At 59.7% G+C, this 16,810-nt stretch carries 15 protein-coding genes and 2 riboswitches; of the genes, 3 read left to right on the plus strand and 12 right to left on the minus strand.

The features are described 5' to 3' along the window. Nucleotides 1–114: 114 nt before the first annotated feature. The 7 genes from ACUTJJ_RS09025 to ACUTJJ_RS09055 form a co-directional block, all read right to left on the minus strand. On the minus strand, nt 115–1,575 hold the full coding sequence (locus ACUTJJ_RS09025; protein ID WP_296069910.1) for a M48 family metalloprotease: 1,461 nt from the start codon (nt 1,573–1,575) through the stop codon (nt 115–117). 307 nt (nt 1,576–1,882) lie between these two features. Next, entirely contained in the window at nt 1,883–2,599 is a 717-nt protein-coding gene (locus tag ACUTJJ_RS09030) for a thiamine ABC transporter ATP-binding protein (protein ID WP_445541923.1), read from the minus strand. Further along, entirely contained in the window at nt 2,596–4,221 is a 1,626-nt protein-coding gene (gene thiP, locus ACUTJJ_RS09035) for a thiamine/thiamine pyrophosphate ABC transporter permease ThiP (protein WP_445541924.1), read from the minus strand. Before thiP ends, ACUTJJ_RS09030 begins: the two co-directional genes overlap by 4 nt. Nucleotides 4,222–4,240: 19 nt before the next feature. Then, on the minus strand, nt 4,241–5,254 hold the full coding sequence (gene thiB, locus ACUTJJ_RS09040) for a thiamine ABC transporter substrate binding subunit (protein ID WP_445541925.1): 1,014 nt from the start codon (nt 5,252–5,254) through the stop codon (nt 4,241–4,243). A gap of 36 nt (nt 5,255–5,290) precedes the next feature. Then, nucleotides 5,291–5,401, minus strand: a riboswitch (TPP riboswitch). Nucleotides 5,402–5,446: 45 nt separating this feature from the next. Continuing rightward, nucleotides 5,447–5,839 (minus strand): VOC family protein, encoded by a 393-nt coding sequence (locus ACUTJJ_RS09045; protein ID WP_063951460.1) that lies wholly within the window; start codon nt 5,837–5,839, stop codon nt 5,447–5,449. Between the two features lie 82 nt (nt 5,840–5,921). Next, the gene (locus ACUTJJ_RS09050; protein WP_445541926.1) at nt 5,922–7,748 is read right to left on the minus strand and encodes an ABC-F family ATP-binding cassette domain-containing protein; all 1,827 of its coding nucleotides are present in this window, start codon (nt 7,746–7,748) and stop codon (nt 5,922–5,924) included. A 4-nt stretch (nt 7,749–7,752) separates the two neighbouring features. Then, nucleotides 7,753–8,406, minus strand: coding sequence for a thiamine diphosphokinase (locus tag ACUTJJ_RS09055; protein ID WP_445541927.1), 654 nt, complete (start codon nt 8,404–8,406; stop codon nt 7,753–7,755). A gap of 89 nt (nt 8,407–8,495) precedes the next feature. Beyond that, a riboswitch (SAM riboswitch) is annotated at nt 8,496–8,572 on the plus strand. 84 nt (nt 8,573–8,656) lie between these two features. Between ACUTJJ_RS09055 and metA the strand changes: the two genes are divergently transcribed. Both metA and ACUTJJ_RS09065 read left to right on the plus strand, forming a co-directional pair. Further along, entirely contained in the window at nt 8,657–9,583 is a 927-nt protein-coding gene (metA, locus tag ACUTJJ_RS09060) for a homoserine O-acetyltransferase MetA (protein ID WP_063951463.1), read from the plus strand. Nucleotides 9,584–9,658: 75 nt separating this feature from the next. Beyond that, nucleotides 9,659–10,678 (plus strand): aldose epimerase family protein, encoded by a 1,020-nt coding sequence (locus tag ACUTJJ_RS09065; protein WP_063951464.1) that lies wholly within the window; start codon nt 9,659–9,661, stop codon nt 10,676–10,678. A gap of 15 nt (nt 10,679–10,693) precedes the next feature. On the opposite strand, the gene mtgA is transcribed toward ACUTJJ_RS09065, so the two are convergent. Continuing rightward, on the minus strand, nt 10,694–11,440 hold the full coding sequence (gene mtgA / locus ACUTJJ_RS09070; protein WP_445541928.1) for a monofunctional biosynthetic peptidoglycan transglycosylase: 747 nt from the start codon (nt 11,438–11,440) through the stop codon (nt 10,694–10,696). A gap of 135 nt (nt 11,441–11,575) precedes the next feature. On the opposite strand from mtgA, the gene ACUTJJ_RS09075 reads away from it, so the two are divergent. Continuing rightward, nucleotides 11,576–12,490 carry a polyprenyl synthetase family protein gene (locus ACUTJJ_RS09075; RefSeq protein WP_144578266.1) on the plus strand — a complete coding sequence of 305 codons (915 nt, stop codon included), beginning with the start codon at nt 11,576–11,578 and terminating at the stop codon, nt 12,488–12,490. Between the two features lie 142 nt (nt 12,491–12,632). Here ACUTJJ_RS09075 and ACUTJJ_RS09080 read toward each other — a convergent pair whose 3' ends face one another. The 4 genes from ACUTJJ_RS09080 to ACUTJJ_RS09095 form a co-directional block, all read right to left on the minus strand. Further along, nucleotides 12,633–13,295 carry an OmpA family protein gene (locus tag ACUTJJ_RS09080; RefSeq protein ID WP_063951465.1) on the minus strand — a complete coding sequence of 221 codons (663 nt, stop codon included), beginning with the start codon at nt 13,293–13,295 and terminating at the stop codon, nt 12,633–12,635. A 66-nt stretch (nt 13,296–13,361) separates the two neighbouring features. After that, a complete protein-coding gene (gene ispG, locus ACUTJJ_RS09085; protein ID WP_445541929.1) occupies nt 13,362–14,612 on the minus strand; it encodes a flavodoxin-dependent (E)-4-hydroxy-3-methylbut-2-enyl-diphosphate synthase in 1,251 nt (416 codons plus the stop codon). A gap of 120 nt (nt 14,613–14,732) precedes the next feature. Continuing rightward, nucleotides 14,733–15,923, minus strand: a complete 1,191-nt coding sequence (locus tag ACUTJJ_RS09090; RefSeq protein WP_063951467.1) for an MFS transporter — start codon at nt 15,921–15,923, stop codon at nt 14,733–14,735. 5 nt (nt 15,924–15,928) lie between these two features. Then, complete coding sequence (locus ACUTJJ_RS09095; RefSeq protein ID WP_445541930.1) at nt 15,929–16,735, minus strand: DeoR/GlpR family DNA-binding transcription regulator; 807 nt, start codon at nt 16,733–16,735, stop codon at nt 15,929–15,931. Between the last annotated feature and the right edge of the window lie 75 nt (nt 16,736–16,810).

Raw genomic sequence — 16,810 nt, forward strand, 5'->3', positions numbered from 1 at the left:
GCCGGCCATGGCCGCTGCGGCGGCGATCGCCGGTCATTTCGTCGATGTGCGCGAATGGCAATAATCATCCCAGCTCGCTGATGGCAAAAACCCCGGAGCGATCCGGGGTTTCGTTTATTCGGAGATGATCTTGACACGCTGTCCGGGCTGGAGCGTGGCGGTTGCGCTCATCGCATTGATCATCCGGAACATGTCGAGCTTGCGCTCTGTGCCCATCATCCGGGCTGCCATCGTGGCCACGGTTTCGCCGGGCTTCACCGTCACCACCCGCACCCTCAGCGGCTTGAGCGACGCGATCTCCTGAGGCGTCATCTTGCGAAAACTGGTGCGCAAGGTGTTGGCGATGGAGTCGAGCTGCGTATTACCCTTCGGCACCGCCGTCAGGAACCGGAATATCTGGTCGCCGACGCGAATGACGGTTACGTCAAAATCCCATTTATCGGCACTTGCGCGGGCCGTTGCCGCCTCGAGGCCATTGATCTGCGTTTCCCTGACGGTCTCGGGCAGCAGGCCGGCAACCCAGCCGCTGGTCAGGTAGTTGCCAAGGCTCGTCTGCTTCGGGTCCGCCACGCCGTCAAAGCGGATTGCCACGTCACCCGGACCCGTCGCCAGCACGGCCTCGACTTTGTTGTCGATGACGAAACCTTCCGGCACATCGAAACGAATGCCGAGCGTGCCGTGCAGGAATGTCTGGCCGCGGACATAACCTTCCTGCGGACTGTCGCCGTAGAGCAGGCCGTCTATGCCATCGAGGAACCAGTCGCGGCCACGATCCCCGACCTGGCCTTCCTGGCCGAAGGCGCGCGCATGGCGGCGTGCAAGCTCGATGCGCTGCGGCGTGTTGGGGTGGCTGGAAAGGAAATCGAGGCTCTGATCGTTTTCAGGGTCGGCCGAGGAAAACCGCGCATAGGCCGCCATGGAATCCAGGAACCGAGGCGAAGCAAAGGGGTCGTAACCCGCCTCGCCAAGCATGCGCACGCCGATGACGTCCGCCTGCAATTCCTGCTGACGGGAAAACGCCGCGAGCCGCAGCTTACCGCGCGCCAGAGCCTGCTTGCCGGCGAGATCGCTCGAAAGCACCTCGGCGACGACGCGGCTGGCAATGACCTCCGCCTCTTCGCGGCGTTGGCGTTCGATGCCATGATTGGCGGTGACGTGGCCCATTTCATGCGAAAGCACGGCTGCCACTTCAGATGCATCGTTGGCAAGCGCAAGAAGCCCGCGCGTCACGTAGAGATACCCACCCGGCAGCGCAAAAGCGTTGATGGCTGGCGAGTTCAAGATGGTAATGCGGTAAGACTGCTGCGGATTCTCCGAGACGGCCGTCAGCGCCCCCGCAATGCGGGCGACAAGCCGCTCCGTCTTCGCATCGCGATATTCGCCACCGTAGCTCGCCACGATGCGCGGATGCTCACGCGCGCCCATCTGGGCACGAGGATCGTTCTTCTGAACCTGTTCCACGGTCTGCGGATTGTCCGAAGGACGCAAGGTGGATTGGTAGGCAGGACTGAACAGGGACTGGCAGGATGATAGCAACACCGCGGACGCCGCCAACGCGGAACAGGCAGCAACCATTCTCCCGGAACGGCGACGTCCTGACCGGGAAATGAGCCCCCCCTGTGCAGTCATGCTATTTCTCATTCTCTCTGCCTGCCCCTAACGTTCCTGATCATCCGTTAATTGCAGACCAGAATAACAGATTCGCCCCAAAGGGCGATGAATGCCAAAACGGTAAAAACGATCCATCCAGTGCGGAATATTCCTGAAGAACCCAATACTTCCCATCTTTTCTCGGGCAACAACTAGAAACTGGCAAGTGCAAATTCGCGTCATTGAAGTCACCCGAAGCGATTGCCAGCGGCACGCGTCGAAAATAAGGCGGTCACCCGTTCAGGAAACTGTCAACCGCCTTCACATTTTGTGTGACAAAGAAATCTTGGGTCGACCCCGTATAGACAACGCGGCCTTGATCAAGAAAAACCACCTTCTGCGCCAGCTTTTTGATGTCTTCGGGATGGTGCGTGACAATAATCACTGTGTTTTTTGTTTCATGATGCAAGTCGAGCAGGAGCGACGTCATGCCGGCCCGCAGGCCCGGATCGAGGGCCGCAAAAGGCTCATCAAGCAGCATGACCGGCTTTTTCCTCACCAGTGCGCGCGCCAGCGCCGCTCTCTGCCTCTCTCCGCCGGAAAGCGTGCCCGGCAGGCGTTTGTCGAACCCGGTGAAACCGACCCTTGCCAGTGCCACCTCGATCCGTTGCCGGTCTTCCGGTCGCAGTCGCAATCCAGGGCTCACACCCAAAGCAACATTGGTGAAGATATCGAGATGGGCGAAGAGATTGTTGTCCTGAAAGATCGATGAGACCGGTCGTTCGGAAGGATCAAGGCCTGTTGCATCACGCCCATCGATCATCACGCGACCGGAATCGGGTTCCTCGAAACCGGCGACGAGATTGAGAAGCGTCGATTTGCCTGAACCCGATGCGCCGACGACCGCAATGATTTGCCCTTGCGGGAAGGTGCAGTCCAGCCGGAAATCCTGCGTTCCGAGTCGCAGCCTGACCTCCTCCAGCTTCACTGCGAAATCTTTCTCCGTCATATGTTGGCCCTTGCGGATTGGGATTGTCGTGAGACGCCGCCCGCGGCCAGCAGCAGGCAGACGACCCCGAGAAGGAAGGCATAACCGGCCGCGTCGTTTGTCCGGTAGCTGCCCATGCTGCTATAGACCAGCCAGGGCAATGTTACAAAATCCTCCGAACCGAACAGCGCGACCGCGCCGAGATCACCCAGCGACAGAGCCATGGCGAAGGAGAACGCCATGGCGAGCGGTCGCCACAGGACCGGCAGATCGGCAATCCTTAATCGCCTCACGCCCTCAAGGCCAAGACTGGCAGAAAGCCGACCAGTGCGCAGGAAATGACTGGCAAAGGCTGGCTCCAGCACCCGCATGGCAAGCGGCAAAGCCATCAGCACGTTGATGAGCGCCACGAGAAAGGGCGCCTGAAAGGTGGCATCGCCAATACCGCGCAACAGCAAAAACCACCCGCTGCCCAACACGACCGGTGGCACCAGCAGCACGAGCGAAGACCCGGCACCAAACATGGCCGACAGGGCGCGCAGGGGCCGCCACACCCGCCGCCTCAAGCCTATCGCCTGACGCGCGCCGATGATCGCCACGCAGCAGACGATGACGAACGTCGCCGAAAGCATGGCGATTGCAAGGCTGGTCATCGCCGCCCGCCGGAAAATTGGCGCGGACAGAAGGCGCGGCAGGTCGGAACTCAGTCCCGAGACGGCGATGGCGATAAGCGGCAGGCTAATGAAGAGAACGGCAAGAGTGATAGCCCCACCATCCCATAGATGGACACCAATGCCCCGGCCGTCGAACCGGCGAAGGGGCCGGCCAAGCGACGGAATCTCGGCCTCAGCGGAAGGAAGGAGCGCAAGAAGGCCAAGGAGAATGGCGGTGAGCGCAATTTGCAAGACAGACAGCGCGATCGCCCGCTGCGGATCGAAATCGAACCGCAGGGCCTGATAGATCGCCACCTCAAGTGTGGTGGCGGCCGGTCCGCCGCCCAGCAGCAGCACGAGCGTGAAGCTGGTCGCGCACAACATGAAAACGAGGCCGGCGATGCCGGGCATGACCCGAGCGACCGCTGGCCATTCGATAAAACGGAAAGTCGAAACCGGCCCCATGCCGAGACTTGCCGCCATGCGCCAATATTCGCCCGGAATCCGCTCCAGCGTCGCCAGCATCAGCCGGATCGAAAGCGGAAGATTAAAGAACACATGGGCGATGAGGATGCCGGAAAGACCGTAAATGCTGAACGGCTCGTCAAGGCCGGCGGACGTCAGGACGGTGTTCAACAACCCCTGCCTGCCCCAGATGGTGATAATGCCGAAGGCGCCGACGATGACAGGCAGCCCCATCGGCACCGCCATCAGCCTGATCACCCAGATCCGCCCGGGAAAGGCCCGGCGTCGGCCAAGCGCCAGCGCTACCGGCAGCCCCAAGACAATGGAAAAAACCGTAGAGAGCGTTGCCTGATATAGTGTGAAACGCAGGATACGCAGCGTATAGGGATCCATCACCCCGGCGGCCGATCCTCCCGCATCGAAGGTAAAAAGGGCTGCGACAGCGAGCGCCATGAACAGGAAAACGGCGGCAAAAGCCGCCGTTCCGAGGATGATCGACCGTCGATAATCCCGACGCAACATCATGCGGAAGCGTGCCTCTTGCTCAGTTCATGCTCATGGCGGCAAGCCATTCGTCGATCCACACTTTGCGGTTCTTCGCCACCTCTTCCGGATCCATCAGAAATGTCTTCTGCGGCACCACAAGCTTTGAAAACGCCTCCGGCAGCGGCTTGGAGGTGGCCGCGGCCGGCATCATCCAGTTGTTTTCGGGAATGGCATCCTGAAAGCCCGGCGTGAGCGTGAACGCAAGGAACTGCTTTGCCAGCTCCTTGTGCGGCGCATTTTTGAGAAGGCCGGAAACCTCTATCTGGATGTAGTGACCTTCAGAGAACGGCGCGGCTTGGTACCGATCAGTTTTTTCAGCAACCATGTGATAGGCAGGAGAGGTCGTGTAGGACAGCACCATCGGCACCTCACCCTTGGTGAATAGGCCATAGGATTCTGACCAGCCCGGCGTGACGGTCAAAATGCGCTTTTTAAGCTTCGCCCAGGCTTCAGGGGCCTTGTCGCCATAGACGGACTTTACCCACAGCAGCAGCCCAAGCCCCGGCGTGGAGGTGCGGGGGTCCTGAATGACGATTTTTTGCGAAGGATCCCCTTCCACCAGCTCTTTCAGGCTTGCCGGCGGTATCTTGACGGTCTGCGTGTCGTAGATGACGGCGAAGTGACCATAGTCATAAGGCACAAAGACATCGTCCTTGTAACCGCCCGGCACCTTGGCAGCCGAGGCGTCAATTCCGCTGACATCAAAAAGCCCGGTCTGTTTGGCTTCCGCGATGAGATTTGTGTCGAGACCAACCACGACATCGGCTTTGGACCCAGTGCCTTCGAGCTTTAACCGGTTGAGCAGCGCGACACCATCCGCCACACCGACGAAATTGACCGTGCAGTTGCAGACCGTCTCAAAAGCTTCCTTCACTTTAGGGCCTGGACCCCACTCCGAAACAAAGCTTTCATAGGTATAAACAGTGAGCTCTTGTTTGTCCTGCGCCTCAGCAAAACCGAGCAGAAGCAGCAAAGCGACGATGACAGAATTCGGAAAAAAACGACGGCGCACGGGCATCTCCTCAAACAAAAAGGGAAATAGCCGCCTGTCCAAAAGCCGTCTAATCCCTCCGCCGGTATGAACCGGATCAGGTTCTTCGGGTTGGCAAGCCTCTCAGCCTTCTGCACAAAAGCGCACAAGACACCCCGTTAGATCAAGATGATGGTGTAGTCCCCTCGCCTTATCTTGGCAAGATGGCTCGTCTCAGCCCTGCTGCGTCATATGCACGAGTTCCCAGACATGCCCGTCGGGATCCTGGAAGCTGCCGGCATACATGAAGCCGTGGTCCTGAACCGGCTTCCAGCCGTTGCCACCAGACGCGAGGGCCGTTGCGATCATCCGGTCGATTTCCTCGCGGCTGCCGGCGGAAAGACAGGTTAACACCTCGGTGCTGCTTTTGGCGTCGGCAATCTCACCGTTGATGAAATCGCGAAAACGCTCTTCCTGAAGAAGCATCACGAAGATGTTCTCTTCTACGATCATGCAGAGCGTGCGGTCGTCGGAATATTCCGGATTGAAGCTGAAACCGAGTGCCGTGAAGAAGTTTCTCGATACTTCGATGCTCTTGACCGGCAGGTTGACGAAAATCATGCGCATTTCAGACCTCCTCCATGAAGAGCGGGCATAGAACGTCAATTCCGCCTGTGTGTCAAAGCGCGGATGGACCAGTTACGCTGCATCAGCCCTCCAGCTCCTCGCGCAGCATCTCAAGCTCCAGCCATTCCTCTTCCATGGCCTCCAGCTTGTCACGCAGCTTTTCCATTTCCTGCGCCAGTTTGTTGAAGGTCGTCTGGTCCTTGGCAAAGAGTTCCGGGTCAGCCATACGCTGTTCCCGTTTTGCGATCTCTTCCTGGGTCTTCTCAATCTCCTTCGGCAGATTTTCGAGCGCGAATTTCTGCTTGAAGGAGAGTTTACCCTTCGTCTTTGCAGGCTCCTGCGATGCCGAGGCGGAAGATGACGCTTTCGCCTTTTCCTGCTTCTCCGCCTTGCGCTTTTCGTCCGCAGCACCCTTGCGCTGCGCCATCATGTCAGAATAGCCGCCGGCATATTCGATCCAGCGCCCGTCAGGCTGGTCGGGATTAACAGGCGCGATCGTGGAGGTCACGGTGCGGTCGAGAAAATCGCGGTCGTGGCTGACGAGGATGACCGTGCCGGAGAAGCCGGCAACGATTTCCTGCAGGAGGTCGAGCGTTTCGATATCGAGATCGTTGGTGGGCTCGTCGAGGATCAGAAGGTTGGTCGGCCGCGCCAGAATACGCGCGAGAATGAGGCGCGCGCGTTCGCCACCGGACAGGTTGCGAATGGGCGTGCGGGCCTGTTCCGGCTGGAACAGGAAATCTTTCATGTACCCCGTCACATGCTTCAACTCGCCGTTAACGAGCAGGTTTTCCCCGCGGCCATCGGTCAGATAATGCGCGAGCGTATCGTTCGGGTTGAGATCCTCGCGCTTCTGGTCGAGCGTCGCGATCTCCAGATTGGTGCCGAGCTTCACCGTGCCGCTATCCGGCTCGAGCTGGCCCGTGAGCATCTTCAGGAGCGTCGTCTTGCCGGCACCGTTGGGGCCCACGAAACCGATGCAGTCACCGCGATGGACACGCAGCGAAAACGGCGCGACGATGACGCGCTCGCCATAGGCCTTGGTGATGCTGTCGGCCTCGATGACGAGCTTGCCGGACTCTCGACCCTCCGTCACGGTTGCCTGGACGGAGCCCTGCGGCCCCTTATGGCCGCGATATTCCGCGCGCATTGCCTGAAGCTCGCCGACGCGACGCATGTTGCGCTTTCGCCTTGCGGTCACACCGTAGCGCATCCAGTGTTCTTCGCGCTCGATGGCCTTGCCGAGCTTGTGCTGCTCCAGCTCTTCTTCTTCCAACACCTTGTCGCGCCATTCCTCGAAATGGGCAAAGCCACGGTTGAGGCGGCGCGACTGGCCGCGATCGAGCCAGACGGTGGAAGTCGAGACCTTTTCGAGAAAGCGACGGTCGTGCGAAATCAGCACCAGCGCACTGCGTGTCTGCTGCAACTCGCTTTCCAACCATTCGATGGTCGGCAGGTCCAGATGGTTGGTTGGCTCGTCCAGCATCAGAATATCGGGTTCCGGCGCCATGACGCGGGCCAGGGCCGCCCGGCGGGCCTCGCCGCCGGAAAGGCTCTCCGGATTTTCCTGTCCGGTGAGGCCAAGATGTTCGAGAAGATAGGTGACGCGATAGGGATCGTCGCCGGGCCCGAGCCCCGCTTCGGCATAGGCCTGAACCGTATCGTAACCGGCAAAGTCCGGGGCCTGTTCGAGATAACGGATCGTCGCGGCCGGATGCCGGAACACCTCGCCCGACTGCGCCTCGACGAGACCCGCGGCAATCTTCATCAGCGTGGACTTGCCCGAGCCATTGCGTCCGACAAGGCAGATGCGGTCGCCCGGCTCTACCTGAAGATTGGCGCCGTCGAGCAGCGGGGTCACGCCGAAGGTCAGCTTGATGTCATCGAGTTTCAGAATTGGGGGTGCCAAGGCATCAGGCTCCGGTCAGATCATAGGGGCGGGCAAGCACGATGGCTTTTCCGCTTTTCAGCGAGAAATGCACGAGCCCGCCATTCGCGACATTGGAAATAGTGCGGGAAGAGCCGAAAGCAAGCGCAAAATCGTCCAGCGGATAGCGCACATTGCCGATATCGAGCCCCTCAAGGGCCGTAAAGCCGGCAACAGAGAACAGCGAAGCGGGCGGCAGATCGATATCCATCGAACCGGGGAGCAAGGGGCGTGCCTCTTCTTCGCCGGATGTCAGTGTCACTTCAAGACCACGCTCGGCGAGCGCCACCGCATAAAGAAGGTGCTGAAGTGCATGGTCGCTGCGTGGGCCGCCCAATGCGCCAACGAGCACCAGCGACCGAGCGCCGCGGGAAAGCGCCTCCGAAACGGCAATCTCCCCATCCGTCACGGCTTTTGCGGCCGGATACGGCTGCCGTTTGACATCGGGCCAGGTGTCGAGCAGCGCCTGATTGGCGGAATCGAAATCGCCCACCCACAGTTCGGGTGTTAAACCAAGCGGCGCGGCATGGCGCATACCGCCGTCGGCAGCGATCACGCGGCTATTCGCGACGGCCTCTTTCAGGCGATCGGTAACCGTCACATCGCCGCCAAGCAGAATGGTAAAACGCGCATTATCCATGCCCTGCCTTACCGCACCTCGGCCGAAAATGGAAAGGCGAAAGCCTTATAAAACCGCCTATATTGATTTTCGCCAGCTTCGGGATTATGAAACGCCTCAGTGGTGATTTGCCGACCGGCTTGCAGCCACTTTAAAGAAGTCGCTAAAGGGTCGAGGAAAAGGGCAATTTCCTGGGACCGGTCGCGATTTCCGCTGCCGGTTTTTTTGTTTTCGCAACGTTCTTTACGTCATCCGGAAAAGAGAGTTCGACATGCCAATCAAGATTCCCGATACGCTTCCCGCCTTTGAGACCCTCGTTCATGAGGGTGTGCGGGTCATGACCGAAACGGCGGCCATCCGGCAGGATATCCGTCCGCTCCAGATCGGGCTTCTCAACCTCATGCCGAACAAGATCAAGACGGAAATCCAGATGGCGCGCCTTGTCGGCGCCTCGCCGCTTCAGGTGGAACTCTCGCTCGTCCGCATCGGCGGTCATCGCGCCAAGAACACGCCGGAAGAACATCTCCTCTCCTTCTACGAGACGTGGGAAGAGGTGCGTCACCGCAAGTTCGACGGTTTCATCATCACCGGCGCTCCCATCGAGCTCCTCGACTATGAGGACGTTACCTACTGGAATGAAATGCAGAAGATCTTCGAGTGGACCCGCACCAATGTCCATTCGACGCTCAACGTCTGCTGGGGCGCGATGGCCGCCATCTATCACTTCCACGGGGTTCCGAAATACGAGCTGAAGGAAAAAGCTTTCGGGGTCTATCGCCACCGCAATCTCTGCCCCTCCTCGATCTATCTCAACGGCTTTTCAGATGACTTCCAGGTTCCGGTCTCGCGCTGGACCGAGGTTCGCCGCGCCGATATCGAAAAGCATCCCGATCTCGAAATTCTGATGGAATCGGAGGAAATGGGTGTTTGCCTGGTGCATGAGAAGGCGGGCAATCGTCTCTACATGTTCAATCATGTCGAATATGATTCGACATCGCTTTCGGACGAGTATTTCCGCGACGTGCATGCCGGCGTGCCGATCAAGCTGCCGCACGATTATTTCCCGCACAACGACCCGGAACTTGCACCGCTCAACCGTTGGCGCAGCCATGCCCACCTGTTTTTCGGGAACTGGATCAACGAAATTTACCAGACAACACCCTACGATCTCGACGCTATCGGACAGATGGCCGCCTGAACTGCGGGATTGCGAATTGCCGGAAAATGACGCAACGTCCGCCCGGCAATTCGCGACACCAGGGAGAATGACGAGATGAGCGACGGCGCGGCACGGGAAGATTTCGGTTTCACGGCAACCGGTGAGAAGGTCGAACGGGTAACCATCTCCAAGGGTGGCCTTACGGCGAAGGTCATTACCTGGGGCGCCGTCATTCAGGATCTGCGCCTCGAGGGTCATCAGCCGCCACTCGTTCTCGGCTTCGACAAATTCGAGGATTACAAATATTCCTCCTATTTCGGCGCCACCCCCGGCCGAAATGCCAATCGCATCGGCAACGGGAAGTTCTCAATCGATGGCCACGACTATCAACTGGAACTGAACGAAAAAGGCGTAAGCCACCTGCATGGCGGCAGCGACGGCATGGGCAAGCGCAACTGGATGCTGATGGAACATGGCGAAAGCCACGTGGTCCTGCAGATCATCGACCCCGATGGCCGCGCTGGTTACCCCGGCAACTGCACGGTTACGGCCACCTATACGATCCTCGATGGTGGGGTGCTGTCGGTCGTTTACGAAACGGTGACCGACAAACCCACGATCGCCAATGTCTGCCAGCATTCCTATTTCAATCTGGATGGTGCGGATACGGCCCTCGGCCACGAGATCAGCATTGCCGCCGACTTTTATCTTCCGACAAACGAGCAGCAGATCCCAACCGGCGAAATACGCCCCGTGGACGGGACGGTGTTCGACCTGCGCCAGCCGACGCCAATGCGACGCGAGGAAAACGGCGAACAGGTGCTCTACGATCACAATTTCTGTCTTTCCCCCGAGCGTCGCGCCAAGTCCAAGGTCGCCCGCGCCTATTCTCCAGCCTCCGACATCGCCCTTGAGGTTCACACCACTGAGCCCGGCGTGCAGTTCTATTCCGCCTTCAAGCTAGACGTTCCGGTTCCTGGCCTTGATGGCCGCCGTTATGGCCCGTTTGCCGGCTTCTGCCTGGAAACGCAGATATGGCCTGACGCCGTCAATCATCCGGATTTTCCGAACGCCATTCTGCGCCCGGGCGAAACCCTGCGTCAGGAAACGGATTATATTTTCAAGAAAGGCTGACGCGGCGCGAGCGATTTAATCCAGCACGCAGCCGACATAGCTGCCGGAGGCGCGGGCACGACGCTCGATAAGACCGGCGAGCCTTTGCAGTCCGCGCCCGGGCTTGCTTGCAACACGATCGATCGGATTGGGCAGGGAGACCGCGAGCAGTGCTGCCTGCTTGGAACTGAGCTTTGCGGCCGGCACTTTGAAATGGTGCTGGGCTGCGGCCTCGATGCCGTAAATGCCCGGCCCCCACTCCGCGACGTTCAGATAAATTTCCATCATCCGCTTTTTCGACCAGACGAAGTCAGCCGCGATCGCCAACGGCAGCTCCAGCCCCTTGCGCAGGAAAGAGCGTCCATTCCATAAAAACAGGTTCTTGGCAGTCTGCATTGGAATGGTGCTGGCACCACGGGTGGAGGCCCCGTCCAGCGCATCGGTCACAACGGATTGCATCTGGTTCCAGTCGACGCCGCCATGGAAACAGAATTGCCCGTCTTCAGACATCATCACCGACTGAACAAGGCGCGGCGAAATATCCTCGAGTGGCACCCAGCGCCTGTCATAACCTTGAAAAGTCGCGAGATCGGCAAGCATCAGCGTGGACACCGGCCGGATGAATGGCAGCGCATAAACCGGGATCAGCAGATACGGCAGGATCAGCAATGCCAGCAAGGTCAGGATGATGCGCTTGGCCAACGTGCGAAAATCCACCTTCGGACTGCTCCGGTCTTGCGCCGAGACGGCGTAATCTGCGTCGCTTTCAGGCGTACTGCTCAATATTCGTCAAAGCCCCGCACCAATTGAAGCCCTTCATAGTCCATTGCAGCCTTCAAGGCGAGTCCGCCGGAAGGTTGCTCCCATGGAATCACGAAAAGGTTGCTTGCCCTCGCCCGGCATGCCAAAGAGCGCGGCATGGACGCTCAGATGATCGATTTCGAAATGCGGCTGCGTGAAAATGCGGCGAGGACCGAGGCCCTGCTCGGGCAACTGCTTTCCGGCGAAGCCCGCGCGGACGAGATAACGCGCCCGGAGAAGCTGCTTGCCGCCATACGCCATGGCGTGCTGAACGGCGGCAAACGCCTGCGGCCATTCCTGGTCATCGAAAGCGCCGCGCTTCTGGGCGGAGATGCCGAGGCCGCACTTCACGTCGGCGCCGCGTTGGAATGCCTTCATTGCTACTCGCTTGTTCATGATGACCTGCCAGCCATGGACGATGATGACCTGCGCCGCGGCCAGCCGACCGTGCATCGCAAATTTGATGAGGCGACTGCCATCCTCGCGGGTGACAGCCTGTTGACACTTGCCTTCGACATCATCGCCTCGGACGAAAATCCGCTTTCACCCGATCGCAAAGTCGCGCTTGTGCTTTCGCTTGCCCGGGCGGCCGGGATCGGCGGCATGGCAGGTGGGCAGGCGCTTGATCTCGCGGCCGAAAAGAACCCGCCCGACGAGCCCGGAGTCGTTACATTGCAGGCTATGAAAACGGGCGCCCTGCTGCGCTTTGCCTGCGAGGCTGGCGCGCTGATTGCTGGCAGTGACCTATCCGAACGGCAAAGACTGCGCCTCTTCGGTGAAAAGCTCGGCTTGGCGTTCCAGCTGGCCGATGACCTGCTGGACCTGACTGCCGACGCCGCCACCATGGGCAAGGCAACTGGCAAGGACGCTGCCCGTGGCAAGGGCACGCTTGTGGCCCTGCGCGGCGAAGAATGGGCGCGCCGCAAGTTGCAGGAGCAGGTGGGCGAAGCGAGCGAACTCCTGGCCCCCTATGGCGAAAAGGCCGCGATTCTCACCGCGGCCGCAAAGTTCATCGCTGAACGGAAAAGCTGACAAGGTTTTCGCGACGTTGCTCGGTCATGACGGACGAGATCCGGCATCCAGCGAATACGCGTTTGCGCCAGAGAAGGAGTTTTCAGCGATCAATGACTTGATTGCACGTCACCCCGGAACAGTCCGGGGTGACGGCTTTAAGCTATTGCTTTAGCGGCGAAATCAGTACTTCAACGCGGCGGTTCTGCGCGCGGCCGTCGGGCGTTGCATTCGAGGCAATCGGTTGTGACGGACCGAAGCCTAGGGTCGAGATACGTCGCTGGTCGACTCCGCGTGCGCCGAGATAATTTGCGACTGACGCCGCGCGACGCTCCGAAAGCGCCTGGTTGTGCGGCAGGCTACCGGTGGAATCGGTGTGGCCGTTGATGTCGATCAGCGTGCGGTTGAACTTGTTCAGCACGATGGCGACGGAATCGAGCGTTGGGTAGAAGGGCGGAATGACCTGATCCTGATCCGTCGCGAAGGTGATGTTCGATGGCATGTTGAGAACGATGCTGTCGCCACGGCGCGTCACCGAAACGCCGGTTCCCTGCAGCTGGGCGCGAAGCTCGGCTTCCTGGCCGTCCATGTAGTTGCCGATCGCACCACCTGCGAGCGCACCGATACCAGCGCCGATAAGCGCAGCATTGCGGCGACCGACCGGCGAACCGCCGACAGCAAGACCACCGAGAGCACCAACAACGGCGCCGATGCCGGCGCCACCTGCCGTGTTCGACATCTTCTGCTCGCCCGTATAGGGATCGGTCGTGGTGCAGGCGGAAAGATAAGTGCCACAAAGGGCGACGATCGCGATTTTTTTGATCATGTTTCTGGATGCTCCGAGAGGTTCAGGAGGTATGACAGTGGATTTCGGGCCATTGCAGCTTACGCATTATTCCGCCGCGTCTTTCCGGCCAAAACGCTTTTCGATGTAATCGATCACCAGCGCCTCAAAATCAGCGGCGATGTTGGGGCCGCGCAGAGTGAGCGCCTTTTCGCCATCGATGAAAACAGGTGCCGCTGGGCTCTCACCGGTGCCGGGCAGCGAAATGCCGATATCGGCGTGTTTGCTTTCGCCGGGGCCATTGACGATGCAGCCCATGACGGCGACGTTGAGCGCCTCGACACCGGGATATTTCTCACGCCAGATCGGCATGTTTTTACGAATGTCATTCTGAATGTTCTGGGCGAGCTCCTGGAAGACAGTGGACGTGGTCCGTCCACAGCCGGGACATGCCGCAACGACTGGAATGAACTGACGGAAACCCATCACCTGCAGCAATTCCTGAGCCACCTGCACCTCACGGGTACGGTCGCCATTCGGCTCGGGCGTGAGCGATACGCGGATCGTGTCGCCAATGCCATGCTGCAGCACATAACCCATGGCGGCGGAGGAGGCGACGATGCCCTTCGAACCCATGCCCGCCTCGGTCAAGCCCAGATGCAGGGCGTGGTTGGATCGTTCCGACAGCATCGAATAGACGGCGATCAGGTCCTGAACCTGACTGACTTTAGCCGACAGGATGATGCGATTGCGCGGCAGGCCGATCTCTTCGGCAAGCTCGGCGGAAATCAGTGCCGACTGAACGATGGCTTCCCGCGTGACCTGACGGGCGGAGAGCGGAAAACCCTGCTCCTTGTTCCTGTCCATCAGCGTCGTCAGCAGCTCCTGATCGAGCGACCCCCAGTTCACGCCGATGCGAACGGGCTTGTCATAACGGATCGCCATTTCGACGATTTCGCCGAACTGCTTATCCTTCTTGTCCTTGAAACCGACATTGCCGGGATTGATGCGGTATTTGGCCAGTGCCTCTGCACAGGCCGGATGATCGGCCAGAAGCTTGTGGCCGATATAATGGAAATCGCCCACAAGCGGCACATCAAGCCCAAGGCGCAGCAACCGCTCACGGATTTTCGGCACGGCGGCCGCACTCTCGTCGCGATCGACGGTGATGCGCACGATTTCCGAACCAGCCCGGAAGAGCGCCGCCACTTGGCTGACGGTGGCGTCGATGTCCGCCGTGTCGGTGTTGGTCATCGACTGCACGACGACGGGGGCCCCGCCACCAACGATGACACCGCCGACGTCGACGGCGACGGATGCGCGGCGGGGCTTTGGATCGTAATCGGCAGGTGACGTCATGGCGGTCTCTGGAGCTTGCGGCAAGGTATGGCATTTGAGGTGAAACAGGCAAGCCTGCTTGTCAACACCCAACGCACGGGAGCTTCTACTTTACCGCAATCATGGCAAAATTCGAGACGCCTATTCCTTGCCCGCACCATCTGCATGGCGGGCAAGCCGCGAAAGCAGGAGAACCACGACATGCAGAAGCGGCAGGAACAGGAAAACACTGGCGAGGCCGGTATGCTCGGCAATGAAGCCGATTGCCGACGGCGCCACCAGAATGCCCGAATAACCCATTGTCGTGACGACCGAAAGACCAATCCCCGGTGCCAACCCCGGCATGTTGCCGGCCGCCGAAAAGGCAATGGGCACCATGTTGGAGATGCCGATGCCTGCAATCGCAAAGCCGATAATGGCGATGGTGGAATTTTCCGCAACACCGGCAATCAGGAGTCCGAGGATCGACATGGCCGAACAGAAGCGCAGCGTCGTGACGGCGCCAAAGCGATCGCGCACGAGGTCGCCAGCAAAGCGCATCGCCGCCATCGTCATGGAAAAGGCCGCAAAAGCAAAACCGGATTGCGAGACGGAAGCACCGAGTTCATTGCGCAGATAAAGTGCACCCCAGTCAAGAATCGCCCCTTCCGGGATCATCGAGAACAAGGCCATCAAGCCGATGATCCAGGGCAACGGCGTCAGCGGCAGTCCGCCTTTCGGACGCTCCTCCTCTGGATGTGGCCGGTCCGCGAGGACCCGCGGCCAGGCGATGACCAGAAGCACAAGCGCGATGAGTGTAAGCGCAATGGCATGTCCCTGCACACCGATGGCCGTGATGAGGTAACCACCAAGACCCGCGCCGATCAGGCCTCCCAGGCTCCAGAAGGCGTGACAGGACGACATGATCGCCCGCCGCATATCCCGCTCCACCGCCACGGCGTTGGCATTCATCGCGACATCCATAGCCCCGGTCAGTCCACCGAACAGGAACACCGCGATCACGCCGGCCCAGACCGTGCCTGCCCAGGAGATGAAGAGCAACGTCGGCAGGAAGATCGCAGCCGTGACGAGGCTTACCGTCCTTGAGCCAAAACGGGCGATCTGGGAGCCGGCAATCGGCATGAAGACAAGCGAGCCGATGCCGAAGACGAGAATGATGAGGCCGAGCGCGCTTTCGCTCAACGAAAGCCGCGCCGCGAATTCCGGAATTTTGGGCGCCCATGATCCCATCATGAAGCCGTTCATCAGGAACAGCAGGGAAACGCCCAGCCTGTGCCTTGTCAAATAAGACGAGCGCTTGGCCGTCGGCGAAAATGTCGTAGGGCCATTCATCGGCACTATCCTTTAGACTTGACCAGTGGAAATCGCACAGCGTCACTCGAGCCGCAATCAACCTCGACGCCTTTTGCACGCAGCGCCTCGACCATGGCGCGGTCGGCATCCTGTTCGAGCACGAGGCTAAGAGGCGGGGAAAAATCATGCACGTGAAAAGCCGCCTTATAGCCGAGCTTTTCCGTGGTAATCGCGGCGACGATCCGCTGGCTGGCGCTGCAGGCAAGCCGCTTGAACACCGCGTCCTCGAAAACATCCGCCGAAAGCCCGGTCTCGGCAGCAGCGCCGCAGACACCGAGAACACACAGATCCGGCCGCATCAACTCCAGCTGCCGCAATGCCATGGCGTCGATTGCAGCACCAACGGCCGCATCGACCTTGCCGCCAATCAGCACGAGATCAATATCGGCACGCCCCGTCAGTTCGGCAGCGATGGCCGGGGTATTCGTCACCACGGTCAGGTTGAGACCGGCCGGGATCGCGCGGGCAATGGCAAGATTGGTGGAACCCGCATCGATGAAGACGACCTTCCCCGGCTCAAGCAGCGGCAGCACTGACCGCGCCAACAGCGCCTTCCGGTCCTCATCCTCGGCAATCCGTGTCTTCAACGGAACCGTCTTGTTATCCGAGAGCAAGGCTCCACCGTAAACCCGAAGGCATTCCCCGCGCGCTGCCATTTCGCGCAGATCGCGGCGCACGGTATCTTCGGAAACGCCGAAGTTTTGCGCCAGATCCTGCGCGAGAACGCGGCCGCTTTGCCGCAACTGCTCGAGGATAAGCGCCTGCCGCTCACTGACAAAATGGTCGCTCATGAAGACTCATGCATAAACGGGAACAAACGTGTAAGAACATGCATAAACAAGTTTCTGCCGTAGCGCAATAAAAAA

Source organism: Agrobacterium sp. DKPNP3 (genome assembly GCF_052686535.1).